The organism is Sphingomonas abaci, assembly GCF_014199625.1.
Taxonomy (GTDB): Bacteria; Pseudomonadota; Alphaproteobacteria; order Sphingomonadales; family Sphingomonadaceae; genus Sphingomonas; species Sphingomonas abaci.
In genome coordinates, this window is record NZ_JACHNY010000001.1 from 559,999 (window position 1) to 580,381 (window position 20,383).

At 68.6% G+C, this 20,383-nt stretch carries 22 protein-coding genes; 12 read left to right on the top strand and 10 right to left on the bottom strand.

Annotated elements, in window-relative coordinates:
- Positions 1-99: 99 nt before the first annotated feature.
- From zapE to GGQ96_RS02460, 3 genes are all read right to left on the bottom strand, one after another.
- Positions 100-1,206 carry a cell division protein ZapE gene (gene zapE / locus GGQ96_RS02450; protein WP_184111169.1) on the bottom strand — a complete coding sequence of 369 codons (1,107 nt, stop codon included), beginning with the start codon at positions 1,204-1,206 and terminating at the stop codon, positions 100-102.
- A 131-nt stretch (positions 1,207-1,337) separates the two neighbouring features.
- Positions 1,338-2,129, bottom strand: coding sequence for a succinate dehydrogenase iron-sulfur subunit (locus tag GGQ96_RS02455; protein WP_184111171.1), 792 nt, complete (start codon positions 2,127-2,129; stop codon positions 1,338-1,340).
- Positions 2,130-2,218: 89 nt separating this feature from the next.
- A complete protein-coding gene (locus GGQ96_RS02460; protein ID WP_184112186.1) occupies positions 2,219-2,794 on the bottom strand; it encodes an ATP-dependent Clp protease proteolytic subunit in 576 nt (191 codons plus the stop codon).
- A gap of 112 nt (positions 2,795-2,906) precedes the next feature.
- Between GGQ96_RS02460 and GGQ96_RS02465 the strand changes: the two genes are divergently transcribed.
- A complete protein-coding gene (locus GGQ96_RS02465) occupies positions 2,907-3,914 on the top strand; it encodes an SDR family oxidoreductase (RefSeq protein WP_184111173.1) in 1,008 nt (335 codons plus the stop codon).
- Between the two features lie 180 nt (positions 3,915-4,094).
- Here the strand turns inward: GGQ96_RS02465 and GGQ96_RS02470 are convergent, their stop codons facing one another.
- The 4 genes from GGQ96_RS02470 to sdhC are packed head-to-tail and all read right to left on the bottom strand — an operon-like array spanning position 4,095 to position 7,543.
- Positions 4,095-4,970, bottom strand: a complete 876-nt coding sequence (locus GGQ96_RS02470; RefSeq protein ID WP_221239746.1) for a M90 metallopeptidase family protein — start codon at positions 4,968-4,970, stop codon at positions 4,095-4,097.
- Positions 4,971-5,019: 49 nt separating this feature from the next.
- Positions 5,020-6,822 carry a succinate dehydrogenase flavoprotein subunit gene (sdhA, locus tag GGQ96_RS02475; RefSeq protein ID WP_184111175.1) on the bottom strand — a complete coding sequence of 601 codons (1,803 nt, stop codon included), beginning with the start codon at positions 6,820-6,822 and terminating at the stop codon, positions 5,020-5,022.
- Positions 6,822-7,199, bottom strand: coding sequence for a succinate dehydrogenase, hydrophobic membrane anchor protein (gene sdhD / locus GGQ96_RS02480; protein ID WP_184111177.1), 378 nt, complete (start codon positions 7,197-7,199; stop codon positions 6,822-6,824). Before sdhD ends, sdhA begins: the two co-directional genes overlap by 1 nt.
- Positions 7,199-7,543: a succinate dehydrogenase, cytochrome b556 subunit gene (gene sdhC / locus GGQ96_RS02485; RefSeq protein ID WP_425506687.1), complete on the bottom strand. Its 345-nt coding sequence runs from the start codon at positions 7,541-7,543 to the stop codon at positions 7,199-7,201. Before sdhC ends, sdhD begins: the two co-directional genes overlap by 1 nt.
- A gap of 252 nt (positions 7,544-7,795) precedes the next feature.
- On the opposite strand from sdhC, the gene GGQ96_RS02490 reads away from it, so the two are divergent.
- The 6 genes from GGQ96_RS02490 (at position 7,796) to GGQ96_RS02515 (ending at position 12,398) form a co-directional block, all read left to right on the top strand.
- Positions 7,796-9,175, top strand: coding sequence for a methyl-accepting chemotaxis protein (locus tag GGQ96_RS02490; RefSeq protein ID WP_184111181.1), 1,380 nt, complete (start codon positions 7,796-7,798; stop codon positions 9,173-9,175).
- A gap of 75 nt (positions 9,176-9,250) precedes the next feature.
- Entirely contained in the window at positions 9,251-9,682 is a 432-nt protein-coding gene (locus GGQ96_RS02495; RefSeq protein ID WP_184111183.1) for a hypothetical protein, read from the top strand.
- Complete coding sequence (locus GGQ96_RS21285) at positions 9,679-9,891, top strand: helix-turn-helix domain-containing protein (protein WP_184111185.1); 213 nt, start codon at positions 9,679-9,681, stop codon at positions 9,889-9,891. The genes GGQ96_RS02495 and GGQ96_RS21285 overlap by 4 nt, the downstream gene beginning before the upstream one ends.
- Positions 9,892-9,923: 32 nt before the next feature.
- Positions 9,924-10,613 carry an SDR family NAD(P)-dependent oxidoreductase gene (locus tag GGQ96_RS02505; RefSeq protein WP_184111187.1) on the top strand — a complete coding sequence of 230 codons (690 nt, stop codon included), beginning with the start codon at positions 9,924-9,926 and terminating at the stop codon, positions 10,611-10,613.
- The gene (locus GGQ96_RS02510) at positions 10,603-11,532 is read left to right on the top strand and encodes a 50S ribosomal protein L11 methyltransferase (protein ID WP_184111189.1); all 930 of its coding nucleotides are present in this window, start codon (positions 10,603-10,605) and stop codon (positions 11,530-11,532) included. Before GGQ96_RS02505 ends, GGQ96_RS02510 begins: the two co-directional genes overlap by 11 nt.
- 188 nt (positions 11,533-11,720) lie before the next feature.
- On the top strand, positions 11,721-12,398 hold the full coding sequence (locus GGQ96_RS02515; protein WP_343058898.1) for a TIGR02117 family protein: 678 nt from the start codon (positions 11,721-11,723) through the stop codon (positions 12,396-12,398).
- Here the strand turns inward: GGQ96_RS02515 and GGQ96_RS02520 are convergent.
- Positions 12,395-12,679, bottom strand: coding sequence for a hypothetical protein (locus GGQ96_RS02520; RefSeq protein WP_184111191.1), 285 nt, complete (start codon positions 12,677-12,679; stop codon positions 12,395-12,397). The two genes, GGQ96_RS02515 and GGQ96_RS02520, sit on opposite strands and share 4 nt — an antisense overlap.
- Positions 12,672-13,637 (bottom strand): glycerophosphodiester phosphodiesterase, encoded by a 966-nt coding sequence (locus GGQ96_RS02525; protein WP_184111193.1) that lies wholly within the window; start codon positions 13,635-13,637, stop codon positions 12,672-12,674. Before GGQ96_RS02525 ends, GGQ96_RS02520 begins: the two co-directional genes overlap by 8 nt.
- Before the next feature lie 98 nt (positions 13,638-13,735).
- On the opposite strand from GGQ96_RS02525, the gene GGQ96_RS02530 reads away from it, so the two are divergent.
- From GGQ96_RS02530 to GGQ96_RS02550, 5 genes are read left to right on the top strand one after another with little or no spacing between them, the layout of a single operon-like run.
- A complete protein-coding gene (locus GGQ96_RS02530; RefSeq protein WP_184111195.1) occupies positions 13,736-14,272 on the top strand; it encodes a 2Fe-2S iron-sulfur cluster-binding protein in 537 nt (178 codons plus the stop codon).
- Entirely contained in the window at positions 14,269-15,252 is a 984-nt protein-coding gene (locus tag GGQ96_RS02535) for an FAD binding domain-containing protein (protein ID WP_184111197.1), read from the top strand. Before GGQ96_RS02530 ends, GGQ96_RS02535 begins: the two co-directional genes overlap by 4 nt.
- Before the next feature lies 1 nt (position 15,253).
- Positions 15,254-17,497 carry a xanthine dehydrogenase family protein molybdopterin-binding subunit gene (locus GGQ96_RS02540; RefSeq protein WP_184111199.1) on the top strand — a complete coding sequence of 748 codons (2,244 nt, stop codon included), beginning with the start codon at positions 15,254-15,256 and terminating at the stop codon, positions 17,495-17,497.
- Between the two features lie 24 nt (positions 17,498-17,521).
- Positions 17,522-18,451 carry an XdhC family protein gene (locus GGQ96_RS02545; RefSeq protein WP_184111201.1) on the top strand — a complete coding sequence of 310 codons (930 nt, stop codon included), beginning with the start codon at positions 17,522-17,524 and terminating at the stop codon, positions 18,449-18,451.
- Complete coding sequence (locus GGQ96_RS02550; RefSeq protein ID WP_184111210.1) at positions 18,448-19,077, top strand: nucleotidyltransferase family protein; 630 nt, start codon at positions 18,448-18,450, stop codon at positions 19,075-19,077. Before GGQ96_RS02545 ends, GGQ96_RS02550 begins: the two co-directional genes overlap by 4 nt.
- On the opposite strand, the gene GGQ96_RS02555 is transcribed toward GGQ96_RS02550, so the two are convergent.
- Positions 19,046-20,251 carry an ABC transporter permease gene (locus GGQ96_RS02555; protein ID WP_184111212.1) on the bottom strand — a complete coding sequence of 402 codons (1,206 nt, stop codon included), beginning with the start codon at positions 20,249-20,251 and terminating at the stop codon, positions 19,046-19,048. The genes GGQ96_RS02550 and GGQ96_RS02555 overlap by 32 nt on opposite strands.
- Between the last annotated feature and the right edge of the window lie 132 nt (positions 20,252-20,383).

The following is a 20,383-nucleotide window of genomic DNA, read 5'->3' on the forward strand; positions in this document are numbered from 1 at the left end:
CCTACGCCCATCATGGGCCGAGGGCAACCGCTAAAGCGCAAGACTTAAGGATTAGTTCTGATAATGGTTCGCACGATCAATAAGCCATTCATCGGCTGGTCAGGCGGGGTCCGATCCGTGGCCGGCCGACAGATAATCGTCGGACCGCATCTCTTCCAACCGGCTGACCGTTCGCTGGAATTCGAACGCCCCGTCGCCGGTTTCATAGAGCCGGTCGGGCTGTGCATCGGCGGCGGCGAGCAGCTTCACCTTATGCTCGTAGAGCGCGTCGATCAGCGCAACGAACCGCGCCGCCTCGTTGCGGTTCTCCGGCCCCAGGCGCGGAATGCCGACCAGGATCACCGTATGGTAGCGCCGCGCCACCGCCAGATAATCCGCCGCGCCCCGTGCCTCGCCGCACAGCTTTTTGAACGAGAAGACCGCCACACCCTTCAGCGCCTTGGGCACATGCAGCGTCCGCCCCTGCACGATCAGGTCGTCCGCGGGGATCGGCTCGCTCACTTCGTGGTCGGTCAGGCGGAAGAAGGCGGCGGACAGGTCGGCCGTCGCCTCGGGCCCGTTCGGCACCAGCCAGGTGTCCTGCGACCCCAACCGGTCGCGCCGGTAGTCGACCGGGCCATTCAGCGCCAGCACGTCCAGCCGCTGCTCGATCAGCGCGATGAAGGGCAGGAAATGCTCGCGGTTGAGACCGTTCTTGTAGAGGTCGGCCGGCGCGCGATTGGAGGTGGTCACCACCGTCACCCCCGCCTCGATCAGCGCGGTGAACAGCCGCGACAGGATCATCGCATCCGGGCTATTGGTCACCATCATCTCGTCGAAGGCGAGCAGCCGCGCCTCGTCCCGCAGCGCCGCCGCGACCGGCGGGATCGGGTCGCCCTGCTCCTTGCGCCGCTCGTCGTTGATGCGGGCATGGACCTCGAGCATGAACTCGGAGAAGTGGACGCGGCGCTTCCGCTCGATCGGCACCTGCGCGAAGAACAGGTCCATCAGCATCGACTTGCCGCGTCCCACCCCGCCCCACAGGTAAAGCCCGCGCGGGCTCTGCGGCTTGCGCCCCGCCAGCCGCCACAGCAGCGAGCCGCGCCGCGGCGCGGCCTGGAGCTGGCCGGCCAGCCGGTCGAGCCGGGCGGCGGCGGCGGCCTGTTCGGGATCGGGGCGAAGCTCGCCGGCGGCGAGCAGCGCATTATAGGCGGTAAGGACGGTCATCGGGGCTTCCAGCCGGCGGGTCGTTCCCCGCGCGGGCCGGGCGGGCGCCCTGGGTCAAGCCCTGTAAAAAGGGCGGAACGACCGGCGGGGCGAGACCGCCACGCCGCCGGTCGCTTGGCACACAAACGCGATCAAACGATCCGCTCGGCTTCCATCTTCTTGATCTCGGCGATCGCCTTGGCGGGGTTCAGGCCCTTGGGGCAGACATTCGCGCAGTTCATGATCGTGTGGCAGCGATAGAGTCGGAACGGGTCCTCCAGCGCGTCGAGCCGCTCGCCGGTCATCTCGTCGCGGCTGTCGGCGAGCCAGCGATAGGCCTGGAGCAGGATCGCCGGGCCCAGGAACTTGTCGCTATTCCACCAATAGCTGGGGCAGCTCGTCGAGCAGCAGGCGCACAGGATGCACTCATACAACCCGTCCAGCTTGGCGCGATCCTCGGGCGCCTGAAGCCGCTCCTTGCCCGAAGGCGGCGGCGTCACGGTCTGCAGCCAGGGCTTGATCGAGCTGTACTGCGCATAGAAATGCGTGAAGTCCGGCACCAGGTCCTTGACCACGTCCATGTGCGGCAGCGGCGTGATCCGGACCTCGCCCTTCACATCCTCGATCGCGGTGGTGCAGGCCAGACCGTTGCGCCCGTCGATGTTCATCGCGCACGAGCCGCAAATGCCCTCGCGGCACGAGCGGCGGAAGGTCAGCGAGCTGTCCTGCTCGCTTTTCATCTTGATCAGCGCGTCGAGCACCATCGGCCCGCACTCGTCCAGATTGACCTCAAACGTGTCGTAGCGCGGGTTCTGGCCGCTGTCCGGATCGTAGCGGTAGATCTTGAACGCCTTCATCCGCTTGCGGTCGGACGAGGGTACGGGGGCGGCGTGATGCTGCCCCTTGGTGATCTTGCTGTTCTTGGGAAGGGCGAATTCGGCCATGATACGTCCCGATCTCTGATTACGTTCCCGCTATGCCCTTAGCGGCGGCGGCGCAACCCCGTGATGGTCCGTTCGCCCCTTACGGTGCTTTATATCACGTCCAGCACCAGCCCCAGCGCCAGCGCCTCGGCCGCATCGACATACCAGTTGGCGGTCGCGCGGCCCTTCAGATCGTCCAGCGTCACGTTCGATCCGTCGACGATCGCGGCGAAGCCCTCGTCTTGGATGCGCATCGAATGCTCTATCTCGTGCAGCTTGGCCTTCAATATGTCGGGCAGCGTCGACAACGGCCCGCTGAGCTGGACGGTCGAGGTCAGCGATCGCTCATGGATCATCAGCCGGGTGCCGCGCGTCAGGAAGCGGCAGTTCACGGGAAAGGCGGACATGAACGTCGCGCCCGCCGAATAGACCGCGACCTTGCCCAGGAACAGCGCCTCGCGCCCCGTATAATCGCGCAGCAGCCGGATCGAGTCGCCCATCGCACGCGCCATCTCCGGATCGCCGCCCAGGGTCGTGATCGACACGACCAGCGGTCCCTCGGCGGGGGCTTCGGCATATTGCTGCTTGAAGCTGGCATACATCGTCTCGTCCACGGTGCCGTAGAGCTGGATATGCGGCACCGCGAGCAGCGGATAGCGCAGGGCGGTGTTGGGCTGGTCGGTCATGGCGCGGCTAACCGGGACCGAGGGCGCGGGGTTCCGGGGCGCGGCGGGTTTATTTGCGGGAACCCCGGTCCCCCTCGCCCGGTTGGAGCGGCCGACCAGCAGGAGCAACAGCATGGCGATCCGCCTCAAGCCATTGAAAGAACAAGCCATTGTCATCACCGGCGCGAGTTCCGGCATCGGTCTGGCAACCGCCCGGACCGCTGCCGAGGCGGGCGCCCAGGTCTTGATGGTCGCACGATCGGAGGATGTGCTGCGCGGCCTGGTCGCCCAGTGGCAGGCCGAGGGCTTGCGGGTCGAGGCCAAGGCCGCCGATGTCGGCGACGCCGCGGGCGTGCAGGCGGCGGCGGACTATGCGGTGGAGGTCTTCGGGCGGATTGACACCTGGGTCAACGATGCCGGCGTGGCCCTTTACGCCAAGCTGATGGAGACGCCGGACGACGAGCATGAACGGCTGTTCCGCACCAATTACTTCGGCGTCGTCCATGGCTGCAAGGCGGCGGTGCCGCATCTGCTGAAACAGGGCGGCGCGCTGATCACGGTGGGCTCGATCGTGTCGGACATGCCCAGCCCGATCATGGGGGCCTATGCCGCGTCCAAGCACGCGATCAAGGCCTATGTCGCGGCGCTGCGGATGGAGTTGCGGGCGGCGGGCGCGCCGATTGCGGTGACGTTGGTCAAGCCGTCGGGCATCGACACGCCGATTGGCCAGCACGCCCCCAATCACGAACGCGGCGAGGGCCAGATTCCGCCGCCGATCTACGACCCGCAACTGGTCGCCGATGCGATCCTGGCCTGTGCGGTGAGGCCGCGCCGCACGATCACGGTCGGCGGCGGCGGGCTGGCCCAGGTGCTGTTCGCCAACCACTTCCCGACCCTGTTCGAGAAAATCGCGCCGATCGGGGCCAAGACCTTCACCGATCCGCGCAAGGCGCAGCCGGAGCCGAGCAACCTGAAATGGGGTGTCGGGGCCGGCCGGATACGGTCGGGCGAACATCCCCATGCGCGGCGGACCAGCCTCTATACCAGCGCGGCGCTGAATCCGGGCACGACCAGCGCGATCATCGCTGGCCTCGCCGGGTCGGCGGTCGCCTGGTGGTGGGCGGGCAGACGGCCGTCCTGAGCTACCCCCGGCTCGAGAAAGCCATCATCGCCTCCCTCCCCGCTTCACCATCCCGGCGAAGGCCGGGATCCAGTTGGGGGACTCCGATGAGCGACGACAATCGCTCCGTCACTGGAACCCGGCCTCCGCCGGGGTGGTGCCAAATTCGCAGGCGATGGCGCGCATTCTCGATGATCCGCCTCAACACACCTCCGCGGTGAATTCCGGGACCGGTCCCTTGGGCACGCGGTCGGGATGCTGCCAGAACAGGTCGCCCGCCGCCTGGTGCCCGGCATAGACCTCCGCCAGTACCGCATGAAGGCGCGGGTCGTACGCCTTCAAATCCCCGTCCGACAGCACCTTGACCGACCCGAAGCTGGCGAGCGGCGCGGAGTTGAACCAGAATTGCGTGCCGACCGCCCAATATTCCTCGATCGTGGTCGCGGCATATTCGTTTGTCCACAGGCCTGTCTTGCGGGCGTGGAAATAGGCCTTCTCCACCCGGCGGAAGAACGCCGGATCGATCCGGGCCGCCGCCCGAAAGATCGCATGGCTGAACTCGTGCACGAAGGTGTTCTGGCCGTGATACCGGTCATTGGGGCCGGCGAGCAGGTTCTCCGCGGCCGCGCTGGTCAGCAGCCCGCCCATGCCGCGCGCGCGATAATCCCAATATTGCCGATCGGTCAGCCGGCCGATCCGTTCCTGATAATGTTTCCGCTCGCACCGGGTCAGGCGTGGATCGTCGATCGCTGGCTTCTTCCAGTCGCGCTGCTCGGGGATGTCGAGCGTCGACTCGTCGGGCGCCATGATCGCCACGCGCAGACCTTCGCGGCGCAGTTCGGCGGCGATGTCGGGGCGCTTGGCCAACAGCGACAGCACGATCTCACGCGCCAGCAGCAACGCGCGGTCGGGCGTGCGCGACGAGGACAGGATGGGAATGCCGCCCGCATCGACATAGCGGGCATAGAAGGGATCGGTGGCGTAGACGGCCGGCGGCGCGGACACTACCGGCGCGCCGGGCTGAGCGAAGCCCGGCGTCGCGATCAGCAGGGCGAGAAGGCCGAACAGCGTCCGCATGATCGTCAGGCCCGGCGGCGGATCAGCCGCCGCCGGGCCCGGAGCATCGTCAATAGACGCGCTTCTTCGGCTTGATGTACGCGATATCGTCGGTCATCGTATAGTCGTGCACCGGGCGATAGTCGATCGCGACGCCGCCGCCCTGGCCGCCCCAACCTTGGAAGCTGGTCAGCGTGTGCTTCATCCAGTCCGCGTCGTCGCGCTCGGGGAAGTCCTCGTGCATGTGCGCGCCGCGCGATTCCTTGCGGTTCTCGGCCGCCTGGATCGTCACCGTCGCCTGCGCCATCAGATTGTCGAGCTCCAGCGTCTCGACCATGTCGGTGTTCCAGATCAGCGAGCGGTCCTTGACCGACACGTCCTGCATCCCGGCATAGATGTCCTTCATCTTTGCCACGCCCTCGGTCAGCAGCGCCGAATCGCGGAACACCGCGCAATGCTTCTGCATGGTACGCTGCATTTCGGTGCGCAGCTTCGCGGTCGGCGTGCCGCCGTTCGCGTTGCGGAACCGGTCGAGCCGGCTGAGCGCCAGTTCCTCCGATCCCTTGGGCAGCGGGTTGTGCGGCGTGCCGGGCTTCAGCTGGTCCTTGATCCGCAGTCCGGTGGCGCGGCCGAACACGACCAGGTCGATCAGCGAGTTGGAGCCCAGCCGGTTGGCGCCGTGCACCGACACGCACGCCGCCTCGCCCACCGCGAACAGGCCGGGCACGACGTGATCGGGATTGCCATCCTTCAGGCAGACGACCTCGCCATGATAGTTGGTCGGGATGCCGCCCATGTTGTAGTGCACGGTGGGCGTCACCGGCAGCGCCTGGCGCGTCAGGTCGACGCCGGCGAAGATCTTGCCGGTCTCGGTGATGCCGGGCAGCCGCTCCGCCAGCACCTTGGGATCGATATGATCCAGGTGCAGGTAGATATGATCCTTGTGCTCGCCGACGCCGCGACCCTCGCGCATCTCCATCGCCATCGAACGCGACACGACGTCGCGCGACGCCAGGTCCTTGGCGGAGGGGGCATAGCGCTCCATGAAGCGCTCGCCCTCGGAATTGGTCAGGTACCCGCCCTCGCCGCGCGCGCCCTCGGTGATCAGCACGCCCGCCCCGTAGATGCCGGTCGGGTGGAACTGCACGAACTCCATGTCCTGCAGCGGCAGGCCGGCGCGCAGCACCATCGCATTGCCGTCGCCGGTGCAGGTGTGCGCCGAGGTGGCGGAGAAATAGCAGCGGCCATAGCCGCCGGTCGCCAACACGACGTTGTGCGCGCGGAAGCGGTGGATCGAGCCGTCTTCCATGCACAGGGCGATCACGCCCCGGCAGACGCCGTTCTCCATGATCAGGTCGAGCGCGAAATATTCGACGTAGAAGTCCGCGTCGTACTTCAGCGACTGCTGGTAGAGCGCGTGCAGCATGGCGTGACCGGTGCGGTCGGCGGCGGCGCAGGTGCGCTGCACCGGCGGGCCGTCGCCCATATTCTGCATGTGGCCGCCGAACGGGCGCTGGTAGATGGTGCCGTCGGCGTTGCGGCTGAACGGCACGCCGGCATGTTCCAGCTCGTACACCGCCTGCGGCGCCTCGCGGCAGAGATATTCGATCGCGTCCTGGTCGCCCAGCCAGTCCGACCCCTTGACGGTATCGTACATGTGCCAGGACCAATGGTCCGGCGTGTTGTTGCCGAGCGAGGCGGCGATCCCGCCCTGCGCCGCAACCGTGTGGCTGCGGGTCGGGAACACCTTGGTGATGCAGGCGGTCTTCAGTCCCGCCTCGGCGATCCCCATGGTCGCGCGCAGGCCGGACCCGCCCGCCCCGACGACGACCGCGTCATAGGTATGGTCGATGATCTTGTAGGCAGCGGACATCAGGCGGCGGCTCCGAAGGCGATCTTCAGGATCGAGAAGATGGCGGTGGCGCCGAGCGCCACCACGAAGAAGTTGAGCAGGACCAGCAGCACGACGCGACTCTCGTCATGCTGATAGTCTTCGATCACCACCTGCAGGCCCAGGCGGAAATGATAGAAGACCGACAGGATCAACAGCGCCATCGGCACCGCCACCCAGGCGCTCTGCATCCACGCGTGCAGCGTGGCATAGTCATAGGATGGCTGGCGCGCGATCGCGATCAGCAGCCACAGCATCAGCACCAGATTCGATCCCGCCGTCAGGCGATGATACCACCAGTGATGCGTACCTTCCTTGGCGGAGCCGAGGCCCCGGACACGACCGAGCGACGAGCGCATCACTTCATCCCCAGATAGAGCCAGAAGACCGCGGTCAGCGTCACCGACGCGACCATGGTCAGCATGGCGAAGGTCTTGTTGGTCTTCAGTTCGAACCCGGCGCCGGTGTCGAGGAAGAGGTGGCGGATGCCCGACATCATGTGCTGGAACAGCGACAGCGTCAGCCCGACGCCGATGATGACGCCGAACACGTTCAGCGCGCCGCTGTCGGTCGTGAACACGCCCTGGAACGTGGCGTAGCTCTCCGCGCCGCCGGCAAGCGCCGCCAGCCACCAGACGAGCAGCAGCGACCCCACCGTCGCCATGCCGCTGCCGGTCACGCGGTGAAGGATGGAGACCAGCATGTGCGGGCCCCAGCGCCAGATCTGGAGATGCGGGCTCAGCGGCCGGGCGGGATTACGGGAAGCCAAGGCGACGGTCCTCGATCGATGCAATTCCGCCGCCCTATGAGGCGCACGGGGCCACGATGCAAGCCAAGGGTGAAGCCGATGTGACATGGGATGCCGGAATGCGGCCGCTCCCGTCCCTTTTTCTAACTTGACGTTAACCCAAGGGGGCTAGCGATGATGCCACGAGTTTCAGGGGACATCTTCGGCATGACCACCAGCGGCGCCAGCAGCGCGATCGACCTTCCCGTGCCCGGCACGATCGCGGCCGGCATCGACATGGCCGCGCGCATCCGCGCCTTCGACGGCGGCGATGGCGCCCTCGTCGCCGATGCGCGCGCGCTCTACGCGATCATCGAGGGCGATCTGGACGCGATCGTCATGGCCTATTGGTCGCATTACCGCGTCGCCAATCCGGGGGCCGCCGAGTGGAGGCCGCTCGACCATTCGCGTCTGCTGGAGGCCGGCCGCGCCTATCTGCGCAACCGCTTCTGCGACCTGGCCGGGCTCGCCTGGATCGAATCGCTCGAACGCTCGGTCGCGGCCGCCTATGGCGCCGGGGTCGGCACCATGGACATGCTCGCCATGTCCTGCGCCAGCGACCGCGCCGCGCTCAAGGCGCTGATGGCGCGGCTCGACGCGGATCATCCCGACCGCGCCCGCATGACCGATACGCTGATGCGGCTGTTCGCGCTGGAGACCGAGTTGACCGTCGCGCTCTATGCCGGCTTCATCGACCATGCGGCGCAGGGCACGCGCGCACGGCTGGCGGGCGAGTTCCGCGAGAATATCGGCGAGACCGTGGAGGAGGCGAGCCAGAGCAGCTCGCACCTGCGCCAGCAGAGCGACAAGGCGTCGCTGCTCGCGCGCGGGATGCTGGGCAAGGCGTCCGAGGTGGCCGCCGCCGCCGAACAATCGGCCGTGGCGATGCGCGAGGCGGCGCAGACCGCCGCCGGGCTGATCCGCGCGATCGAGGATGCCCGCATCGAGGTCGAGGCCGCCGCCGAGATCGCCACCCGCGCCTCCGCCCAGGCGGGCCAGGCGGTCGGCATGTCGGAGGCGCTGTCCGACCATGCCAAGTCGATCGAATCGATCCTGGGCCTGATCCGCGACATCGCCGGGCAGACCAACCTGCTCGCGCTCAACGCCACGATCGAGGCGGCCCGCGCGGGCGACGCCGGGCGCGGCTTCGCGGTGGTGGCGCAGGAGGTCAAGAGCCTCGCCAGCCAGACCGCGCGCGCCACCGACGACATCGCCGCCAAGATCGCCGCGATCCAGTCGGCGACGCGCGGCACCGTCGAGACCAACGCCTCGATCAAGTCGACCGTGCACGAGGTGCAGGAAAGCGCCGACCGCATCCGCTTCGCGATGGAGGCGCAGGCGCAGACCGTGACCGCGATCACCGCCGCCGTCGACGAGACCGCGCTCGCCGCCGACTCGATGTCGAGCACCATCGCCGCAATCCGCGAAGACACCGAGACCGTCGCCTCCGAGATCGACGGCGTCGGCCGCGGCTTCGACTCGCTCGATGGCCGGCTGGGCACGCTGAAGGCCAGCGCCGGGGATTTCGTCGCGAAGGTCGCGGCGTGACCTCCTGTCAAGCACGCTTGACGTAAAGCGTCTTTTATATGTAAAGTATCCTTTACATCTTGAAGGAGGCTTTACATGCCGTTTTCGCCTGCGCAGCGTCGCTACAACCGGCGCGTCCTGATCCTGAGCCTCGTCTATACGGCGCTGCTGTTCGCCGCCGTCTATCTACTGTCGCGCCACTTGGTCGCGGGGCCGCTGGCCTATGTCGTCGGCATCCTGCCGGCGCTGGCGGTGTGCGGCTTCTTCTGGATGATGGCCGTCTATCTCGTCGAGGAGAGCGACGAGTATCTGCGGATGCTCCAGGTCCGCCAGTTGCTGTTCGCGACCGGCATCGCGCTCAGCGCCGCGACGATCTGGGGGTTCCTGGAGGGGTTCGAGCTGCTGCCGCACCTTGTCGGCTATGTCTGGCCGATCGTGTGGATCGCCGGGTTGGCGATCGGCGGGGTCCTCAATCGCCTGATCGAGCGCGGCAGGATGCTGATCGGCCGGAGGCAGGCCGGCCTGTGAACAACCGGCTGAAGGAGCTGCGCGGGACCCGCGGCTGGAGCCAGCAGACGCTGGCCGAGAATCTGGACATCTCGCGCCAGAGCGTGATCGCGATCGAGACGGGCCGCTATGATCCGTCGCTTCCCCTCGCCTTCCGCATCGCCGAGCTGTTCGCCTGCCGGATCGAGGATGTGTTCGTCAGCCCCTCGGCCGGTCAAGTGGCGGGATGACCAAGCCCGCCGCCCGCGCTAAGCCGCCGGGCATGACCATACTCCTCACCGGATCGAGCCGCGGCATCGGCGCGGCGATCGCCGAGCGGCTGCGCGCCGACGGACAGGCCGTGATCGGCCATGGCACCGCCAGCGGCATCCCCGCCGATTTCGACGAACCGCATGCGGCCACCGCGCTGTGGCGCGCCGCGCTGGACGAAGCCGGCGGCGCGATCGACGTGCTCGTCAACAATGCCGGCGTGTTCGAGGCCAATCCGCTGGACGATCCCGACTGGCTGGCGGGCTGGGAACGGACGATGCGGATCAACCTCACCGCCTCGGCCGAGCTCTGCCGACTGGCGGTGCTGCACTGGCAGGAACGCGGCGTCGGCGGGCGGATCGTCAACGTCGCCAGTCGCGCCGCCTATCGCGGCGACTCGCCCGCCCACTGGCATTATGCCGCGTCCAAGGCCGGCATGGTGGCGATGACCAAGACGATCGCGCGCGGCTACGCGGCGCAGGGCATCCTCGCCTTCGCGGTCTGCCCCGGCTTCACCATGACCGGCATGGCCGAGGACTATCTGGCCAGCCGGGGCGGCGACAGGCTGCTCGCCGACATCCCGCTCGGCCGCGTCGCCGACCCGGCGGAGGTCGCGACCACGGTCCGCTTCCTGGCGCTGGAGGCGCCGCCGTCGATGACCGGTGCGGTGCTCGACGTGAACGGAGCCAGCTATGTCCGATAGCTGGAAGATCAGCCTGCCCTGCACCCGCGCCGAGGCGGAGGCGATCGACATGGCCGACGAGTTGATCGCCGGCGCGGTCCTCATGACCACCGAGGAGGTGGAGGACGACCGCGAACAGTGGCGACTAGACGCCTATGTCGAGGCGGAGCCCGATGCGGCGCTGGTCGCGCAGGTCCGCGCCCTGGTGCCGAGCGCCGGCGCGCGCGCGGCGACGATCACCCACCTGCCGCCCGAGGATTGGGTGACGCTGAGCCAGGCGGGGCTGGCGCCGCTGTCGGTCGGCCGCTTCTTCGTGCATAGCGGCGCGGCCGAAGTACCGGCGGGCGTCCGCGCCTTCCACATCCCCGCCGGCCGCGCCTTCGGCACCGGGCATCACGAGACGACCAGCGGCTGCCTGGCGATGCTCGACGGCCTGGCGGACCGCGATGTCGCCAGCGCGATCGATGTTGGCACGGGCACCGGCCTGCTCGCCTTCGCGGTCGCGCATCTCTGGCCCGACGCGCGGATCGTCGCGACCGATATCGATCCGGTCGCGATCGAGGTGACGGCGGAGAATGCCGCCCTCAACGCGGTCAACGGCATCGAACTGATCGTCGCCGACGGCGCGCTGGCCGATCCGGTCACCGACCGCGCCCCCTATGACCTGGTGATCGCCAATATCCTGGCGGGACCGCTGGTCTCGATGGCGCCCGAACTCGCGGCGATCGCCGGCCCCTCGGCGACGATCGTGCTCGCCGGCCTGTTGGAGACGCAGCGTGCCGAGGTGGTGGCCGCCTATGCGGCCTGCGGCTGCACGCTGGAGGCGGTCGACCGGCGCGGCGACTGGAGCGTGCTGCGCCTGACGGCGGGCCCGGACCGCTTCGTGCCGGCGGGACCGTTCGACCCAAAGGGCCGCGACGGCTGGGCGCTGGATCTGTGATGCGCGATCCCGGGTTCCGGCAAATGCCGGAGCCCGGGGTCCGGCGGCTCCGTGCGGACGTCCGAATGCCATGGGTCAGCACCATGCCGCCCGGCACGATCTCCGCCACCGGGCGATCCAGCCGTCGCTCCGGTGGGCGGGCGAGAACCGGCGTTCCCTCTGCCCTGGCGATCCTCTAGCATGGCGACGTGGGACGAGGAACATCGCGCATCGCCCGGTGGATGGGCTGGCTGGCCGCGACGCTGGCGGCGATCCTGATCGGCTATGGCGTGGCCGGGCTGGCCGGCGGCGCGCTGCCCGCCCACCCGGACTGGCGCCCGCCGCCGCCGCCAGCCGGTCGTGTCGAAATCTTCGTCGTGTCGAACGGCGTCCATACCGGCCTGGTCGTCCCCAAGCGGGCGGCGGGCGTCGACTGGCGCGCGCTTTTCCCAGCCGGGGACCTCGCCGACCCGCGCTTCGGCGGCTGGGACCATCTCGCGATCGGTTGGGGTGAGCGGACCTTCTACCTGGAGACGCCGCACTGGGCCGATGTGCGTCCCGCCACCATCCTGGCGGCGGCGCTGGGCAGCCGGCGCACGCTGCTCCATGTCGAGCATGTCCCCCGCCCCATCGCGGCGCCGGACGTGCGGCGCATCCTGCTGCGGCCGGCCGAATATCGCCGGCTCGCCGCCTTCATCCGCGGCGCGCGCGCACGCGACGCGGCCCGCTACCCCGGCTATGGTCGCGATGACGTGTTCTACGAATCCAACGGCCGGTATTCCGCGCTGCGGACCTGCAACGCCTGGACGGGCGACGCGCTGCGCCACGCCGGCGTGCGGGTCGGGCGCTGGACACCCTTCCCCGCCACGCTGCTCTGGTCGCTCTAGCGCCGCCCCGCCTGGAAGCCCTGATAGCCCTGTCGGCATTCGTCGCGGTCAGGGTCGCGGCGGCAGCGCTTGTCGAATTCGCGGCGCTCCTTGCCCTCGCGCGCTTCCTCCTTGCGCATCTTGCGGCCGTAGTTGCGGTCCGCCTCTTCCTGGCTGGTCGTCGTCCAGTCCACCGCCTTGCCGGCCACCTGGAACGGTGCCTTGACGATCGCCGTCGCGGTGCTGACGCAGCCGGCCGTCGCCAGCGGCAGGAGGACAAGAAGCGGCAGGGGCTTACGCATCACGGGATTCCTTGGCGACGGCGTCACGGGTCTGGACGCCGATTAGCGGATAGTCGGTGAAGAATCCGTCGATTCCGAGGCGGAGCGCCGCGGCGATCTCACCCGCCAGATCGCCCGTCGCCCCCGCCCGCTGGAAAGGTGCGGCGAGAAACCGGTTTTCCGCCCGGAACGTCCAGGGATGGACGCGCAGGCCCGCCGCATGGGCATCGCGGACCAGACCGCCCTGTCCGAGCTGGGCCTTGTTCGGCCCGATGCCATAGGCATAGGCGGCGACCGCGCGCAGGCCACCCGGCGTCGCCATCATCTGGTAGCTGGGCACCGCGCCGTCCGCCGGCCCGCCCTGCGCGTCCATGAGCTGGATCAGCCGCAGCCGCGTCATCCCCGCGATGCGCCGAAGATTGCCCACCTCGAACGACTGGATGAAGACGGGATCGTCCGGCCCGCTCCACCCGGCGGCATGGAGCGCGGCGACCAGGGGGGCGTCCGTCCCGAGCCCGATCGCCGCGAAGTAGGTCGGATGCTTGGTCTCCGGATAGAGACCGACGCCCCGCGCCTTGGCGAGCGCGATGATCTCCCCCAGCGTTGGAATCTCGAACCGACCGTCGAACGCGGTGTTCGCCGGGCGCAGGTCGGGCAGGCGTTCGCGCGCGCGCAGCGTCTTCAATTCGGCGAGCGTGAAATCCTCGACGAACCAGCCGGTGACCTCCTGCCCGTCAATCGTCTTCGTGGTCCGCCGGCGCGCGAAGCCGGCATGGCGCGCGACATCGGTGGTGCCGCCGATTTCGTTCTCGTGCCGCGCGACCAGCACACCGTCGCGCGTCGGCACCAAATCGGGCTCGATGACGTCCGCGCCTTGGTCGATCGCGCGTTCATAGGCGGCGAGCGTATGTTCGGGCCGTTCGCCGCTGCATCCGCGATGCGCGATCACGATCGGTCGCGCGGTGGGATGGTTATCCATGTGATCGCGAACCCTGATTCATGTCATGAGAACCGCTCGCAACGGGAGCCGCAGGCGCAAGTCCGCGTTCAGACACGGATTCGTGACGAGGCGGTGGCATGAAATTCAACATCAACGGCAAGACCCATGACGCGGAGGTCGATGTCCGTACCTCGCTTCTCGACCTGTGTCGCGAACATCTGGGGCTGACCGGCTCCAAGAAGGGGTGCGACCATGGCCAGTGCGGGGCGTGCACGATGCTGGTCGATGGCCGCCGCATCAACAGCTGCCTGACGCTTGCCGTCATGCACGAGGATAGCGAAATCGTGACGATCGAGGGGCTGGGCCAGGTCGGCGACCTTCACCCGATGCAGGACGCGTTCGTCCGCCACGACGGCTACCAGTGCGGCTATTGCACGCCGGGCCAGATCTGCTCGGCGGTCGGGATGCTCGGTGAAGTCGAGAAGGGCTGGCCCAGCCATGCCTCGGCCGATCTGACCGCGGTCGAGCTGAGCGATGCGGAGATCAGCGAGCGGATGAGCGGCAATCTGTGCCGCTGCGCCGCCTATCCCAACATCGTCGACGCCATCCGCGAGGTCGCCGGCAAGGGCGATCGCCAGCCGGTGCTGGAAGCCGCGCGGGAGATCGGCGCATGAAACCCTTCGCCTATGCGCGCGCCGGCGATGCCGACCAGGCGGTCGCCGAAGCCCTTGCCCCCCAGGCGCGCTTCATCGCCGGCGGCACCAACCTGCTCGACCTGATGAAGCTGCAGATCGAGACCCCTGCCAAGCTGGTCGACATCACCCGCCTGCCGCTCGGCGGCATCACCCCGCGCGACGAGGGCGGCGTGTCGATCGGCGCTCTGGTCCCGAACAGCGACCTGGCCGCCGATCCGCGCATCATCGCCGACTATGAGGTGCTGAGCCGCGCGCTGCTGGCCGGCGCATCGGGCCAGTTGCGCAACAAGGCGACGACCGGCGGCAATCTGCTCCAGCGCACCCGCTGCTATTATTTCTATGACACCGCCACGCCCTGCAACAAGCGCGAGCCGGGCAGCGGTTGTTCCGCGATCGGCGGCGTCAACCGCATTCTGGCGGTGCTCGGCACGTCGGAGAAGTGCATCGCCACGCATCCCTCCGACATGGCGGTGGCGATGCGCGCGCTCGACGCGACGATCGTCACGCAGAAACCGGACGGCGACCGCCGCCGCATCGCGATCGGCGACTTCTACCGCCTGCCAGGCGACACGCCGCAGATCGAGACGGTGCTGGAGCCGGGCGAGCTGATCACTGCCGTCGAGCTGCCGCCGAAGGTGGAGGGCGCGCGGCACCTGTACCGCAAGGTGCGCGACCGCGCCTCCTATGCCTTTGCCCTGGTGTCGGTGGCGGGCGTGGTGCGGATGGACGGCGATGTGGTCGCCTCCGCCTCGCTCGCCTTTGGCGGTCTGGCGCCGATGCCGTGGCGCAACCCGGCCGTCGAGGCGGCGATCGTCGGCAAGCCGGCGACCGACGCGAACTTCGCCGCCGCCGCCGATGCGCTGCTGGCCGACGCCAAGGGCCAGGGCAGCAACGATTTCAAGATTCCGCTCGCCCGGCGCACGCTGATCGCGTCGCTCCGCGAACTGACGGGGAAGTAAGATGCTCGACGCGATCTTCGGCCAGGGCGACCGCAACAGCCTGACGATGGACAAGCCGCACCCCGACAGCCTGCTCGACACGAGCGTGCAAGGGGTCATCTCGCGCCCGCTCGACCGGGTCGACGGGCCGTTCAAGGTATCCGGCACCGCCACCTATGCCGCCGAGTACCAGATCGACAACCTTGCCCATGGCGTGCTGGTCGGCGCCAAGATAGGCCATGGCACGGTCACGGCCATCGATGCATCGGCGGTCAAGGCGATGCCCGGCGTGATCGACGTCATCACCGACTACGACACGTTCATCCGCAACCCCCAGCAGGGTGGCGAGACGACCGCGCCGACGCAGGGCGTGAAAGAGGTCGGCTATTTCGGCCAGATCGTCGCGATCGTGCTGGCGGAGAGCTTCGAGGTCGCGCGCGACGCGGCGCAACGGCTGCACATCGAATACGACTATGCCGCCGGCGCCTATGACTTCGACGCCAATCGCGACCAGAGCGAGACGCCCCCCGCCTCGCAGATTCCGGCGCACTACACGCAAGGGAATGTCGACAAGGCGATGACCCAGGCGCCGGTGACCGTCGAGGCCACCTATGTCACCCCCAGCCAGAATTCGGCGGCGATGGAGCCGCACGCCTCGATCGCGGTGTGGAACGACGACGCGTTGACGCTCTACGGCTCCTACCAGATGCCGACCTCGGACGCGCAGCAACTCGCCAAGTCGCTCGGCATCAGCGAGAAGAAGGTGCGGATCATCGCCCGCTACATCGGCGGCGGCTTCGGCTCGAAGCTCGGCATTGCGCCTGAAAGCGTCGCGGCGGCGATCGCGGCGAAGCGGCTCGGCCGCCCGGTCAAGGCGGTGATGGCACGCACGCAGGTGTTCGACGCCACGGTGCGTCGCTCCAACACCGAGCAGCGGCTGCGCCTCGCCGCCGGCAAGGACGGGAAGCTGACCGCGATCGGGCACGACTCGCTCACCTCCAACCTGCCGGGCGAGGATTATTTCGAGCCCGTCGGCATCGGCACCCATTTCCTCTATCGCGGCGAGAACCGCTCGATCACGCACGACATGGTGCCGCTGAACCTGCTGCTCTCCGGCTCGATGCGCGCGCCGGGCGAAGCGGTGGGGATGATCGGGCTGGAATGCGCGATGGACGAATTGGCGGAGAAGCTGGGCTTCGACCCGATCGACCTGCGCAAGGCGAACGACATCGACGCCGATCCGGAGAAGGACATCCCCTTCTCCTCGCGCCAGCTCAGCCGCGCGTTGCAAGTGGGCGCGGAGAAGTTCGGCTGGGACCAGCGCAATCCGCGTCCAGCGCAGAGGCGCGAGGGCGAGTGGCTGATCGGCATGGGCGTGGCCTCCGCCGCGCGCTCCAACATGCTGCAACAAAGCTCGGCCAAGGTGGAAATCCATGCCGACGGCAGCGCCACCGTGTCGTCGGCGATGACCGATATTGGCACCGGCAGCTACACGATCCTGGCGCAGATCGCGGGCGAGATCCTGGGCATCCCGGTCGAGAAGATCCGCATGTCGCTGGGCGACACCAACGATCCGCCAGCGGCGGGCTCGGGCGGCTCCTGGGGCGCGACCTCGGCTGGATCGGCGGTCTATCTCGCCTGCGAGTTGCTGCGCGACAAGCTGGCCAAGGCGATGGACGTGGACCCCGGCGAACTGACGTTGAAGGACGGCCAGGCGATCGGCGCCAATCGCTCGGTCCCGCTCGGCGAGCTGGTCGGCCAGGGCATGGAGGCGACCGGCGAGATCAAGCCGGGCAAGATGGAAAAGGCGATGACCCAGGCGTCCTACGGCGCGCATTTCGCCGAGGTCGCGGTCAATGCCGTGACCGGCGAGGTGCGCGTGCGCCGGATGCTGGGCGTATTCGCCGCCGGCCGCGTGCTCAACGCCAAGACGGCGCGCTCGCAATGCCTGGGCGGCATGACTTTCGGCATCGGCGCGGCGCTGACCGAGGATTTGATCCACGACCAGCGCAACGGCAAGCTGGTGAACCGCGATCTCGCCGAATATCACGTGCCGGTGAACGCCGACGTGCCACAGCTCGAAGTGCATTTCCTCGACGAGCGCGACATCTACGCCAACCCCATCCACGCCAAGGGGATCGGCGAGCTGGGCATTTCCGGCGCGGCTCCGGCAGTGGCGAACGCGGTCTACAATGCCTGCGGCGTGCGGGTGCGCGAATTCCCGATCACCTGCGACAAGTTGCTGGACGGCCTGCCCGCGCTATGAGCCCGGTTCCGGGAAAGGGCCGACATGGCGGAGAATGACAGCGTCCTGGCGGCGGCGCGGACCTGGGCGGGCGAACCGCTCGCCCTTGCTACCGTGGTGTCGACCTGGGGCTCGGCCCCCCGGCCGCGCGGCAGCCATATGCTGGTGCATCGGGATGGCCGGTTCGAGGGATCGGTGTCGGGCGGCTGCGTCGAGAGCGACATCCTCCAGACCGCCGCGGAGGTGATCGCGGGCGCGCCGTTCCAGCTTCGCCGCTACGGCGTCGCGGACGCCGCCGCTTGGGAAGTCGGCCTCCCCTGCGGTGGCGAGATCGCGGTGATGGTGCAGCCGGTGTCGGCCGAGGGGTTCGACCCCGAATTGTTCGATCGCATCGCCGGTGCGCGCGAACAAGGCGACTCGCTTACCGTCCATACCGATCTGGACACGGGCCATTCGAGCGAGCGGCCGCTGGAGACGGGCGAGGTCTTCATCAACCGCTACGACCCGCCGCGCCGATTGCTGATCGTCGGCGCGGTGCAGATCGCGCAGAGCCTCGCCGCGCTCGCCCGTACGCTCGGCATCGAGGTGGTGGTGATCGACCCGCGCGCGCGCTTCCTGACCGAGGAACGCTTTCCCGGCGTCACGCTCGACGATCGCTGGCCGGACGAGGCGGTCGCCGCCTATCGCCCCGGCCCGGCCACCGCCGTCGTGACGCTCAGCCACGATATCAAGATCGACGATCCGGCGCTGATCGCGGCCTTGGGCAGCGAGGCCGGCTATGTCGGCGCGCTCGGCAGCCGGCGCAGCCATGCGGCGCGGCGCGAGCGGCTGGCGGCAGCGGGGCTTTCGGCAGAGGCGATCGACCGGGTCGATGGCCCGGTCGGCATCGACATCGGCGCGATCGGACCGTCGGAGATCGCGCTGTCGATCGCCGCGGCGATGGTCGGCGCCTTTCACGACACGCCCAAGCCATGATCCGCGTCGAGAACACCGTCCTGATCCTGCTCGCCGCCGGCCGGTCGCGCCGCTTCGGCGATATCGGCTCGAAGCTGGACCAGGAGTTCCTGGGCCGACCGCTCGGCCTGCACGTCGCGGTCGCGTTGGAATCGATGCCGTTCCAGGAGCGGTTGGCGATCGTCAACGGCAGCGCGCTGGACTATCGCCCGCACGGTTTCACCGTCATCCATAACGACGATCCGGGCGACGGCATGTCGCGCTCGGTCCGCCTGGGCGTCGCCCGCGCCCGCGAACAGGGGGCGCAGGCCGTGCTGATCGCGCTGGCCGACATGCCGCGCGTCACCGCCGCGCATATCCATCGCATGTTCGAGGCGGTCGACGGACCGGGCGCGGTGGTGGCGTCGAGCGACGGGGTCGAGCCCAAGCCCCCGGCCCTGTTCGGCCGCGACTGTTTCGATTACCTGATGACGCTGACCGGCGAGCGGGGCGCCGCCGAGATGGTGCGGCGCGGGCGCCACGTTGTCACCACCCCGGCCGAACTGATCGACGTCGACACGGCGGAGGAGCTGGAACAGCTACGCGCGCTGGTCCATGACCCCGCTGCACACACCATCATTCATGCCGGAGCGCATCGATCGGGTTGAGCGCCGCCGCGCGCCGCGCCGGGAAATAGCCGAACACCACGCCGATCACCGCCGAGATGGCGAAGGCGATCAGGTTGATCTGCGGATCGAACGTCCACGGCACCTGCATCAGCGGCACCAGCGCCAGGATGACGAGCTGCGCCAGCGCCAGCCCGATCAGCCCGCCCAGGCACGACAGCGCCACCGCCTCGACCAGGAACTGCATCAGCACCTCGTTCGCCACCGCGCCGATCGCCAGGCGGATGCCGATCTCGCGCGTCCGCTCGGTCACCGACACCAGCATGATGTTCATGATGCCGATGCCGCCCACCACCAGCGAGATGGCGGCCACGGCGGCCACGATCCGGGTCAGCATCGTCGTGGTGCTGGTCAGCGTATCGCTGATCTGCTTGGTGTCGAAGATGTTGAAATCGTCGTCCTTGCCGCCGGTGATGTGCCGCCGTTCGCGCAGCAGGTCGGTGATCGCCGCCTGCACGGTCGCGGTCGAATAGGCCTGGTCGACCCCGACCAGCATCAGCCGGATGTCGCGCGTGCCGGTGAAGCGGCGCTGCACCGCCTTGATCGGCATCACCACCACATCGTCCTGATCGCCGAACCCGCCCTGTCCGCGCGTGGTCAGCACGCCGACCACGTCGCAGGTGATGGCGCCCAGCCGCATCCGCTTGCCGACCGGATCGTCGGTGCGGAACAGGTTCTGGCGCACGGTATTGCCGATCAGGCACACCGCCTTGCCCGCCTCCTCCTCCGCCGGGGTCCAGTAGCGTCCCGCCGCCAGCGGCCAGGGCTGCACGGTCAGGAAGGCGCTGGTCGTGCCGTTGATCGTGGTCGACCAGTTCGCCCCCTCATAGATGGCGGTGGCGCTGGCGCTCGCCTGGGGAGCGACGGCGGTGACGCCGGCGATCTGGTTGGCGATCGCGGTCACGTCCTCGGGCTTGAAGTCGGGCGGACGCGGGCCACCGCCGCCGCGCCCGAACCCTTGGCCGGGCCGGATCTGGAGCACGTTGGTGCCGAGCGCGGAGATCGACGCCTGCACCGCGGCGGTGGTCGCCTTGCCCAATGTCACCATCGTCACCACCGCGCCAACGCCGATGACGATGCCCAATATGGTCAGGAACGATCGCAACAGGTGCCGGCGGATCGAGCGCAGCGCGAGGACGAGGGTCGTGCCGAACATCAGGCGCGGGCCTCCCCTACGCTACTGTTCCCCGGCGAAGGCCGGGGCCCAGTTGGGAAGGTCGTGGCAACGGAGCGCTGCCCACCATCACGCATGTCCCCCAACTGGGCCCCGGCCTTCGCCGGGGAACCA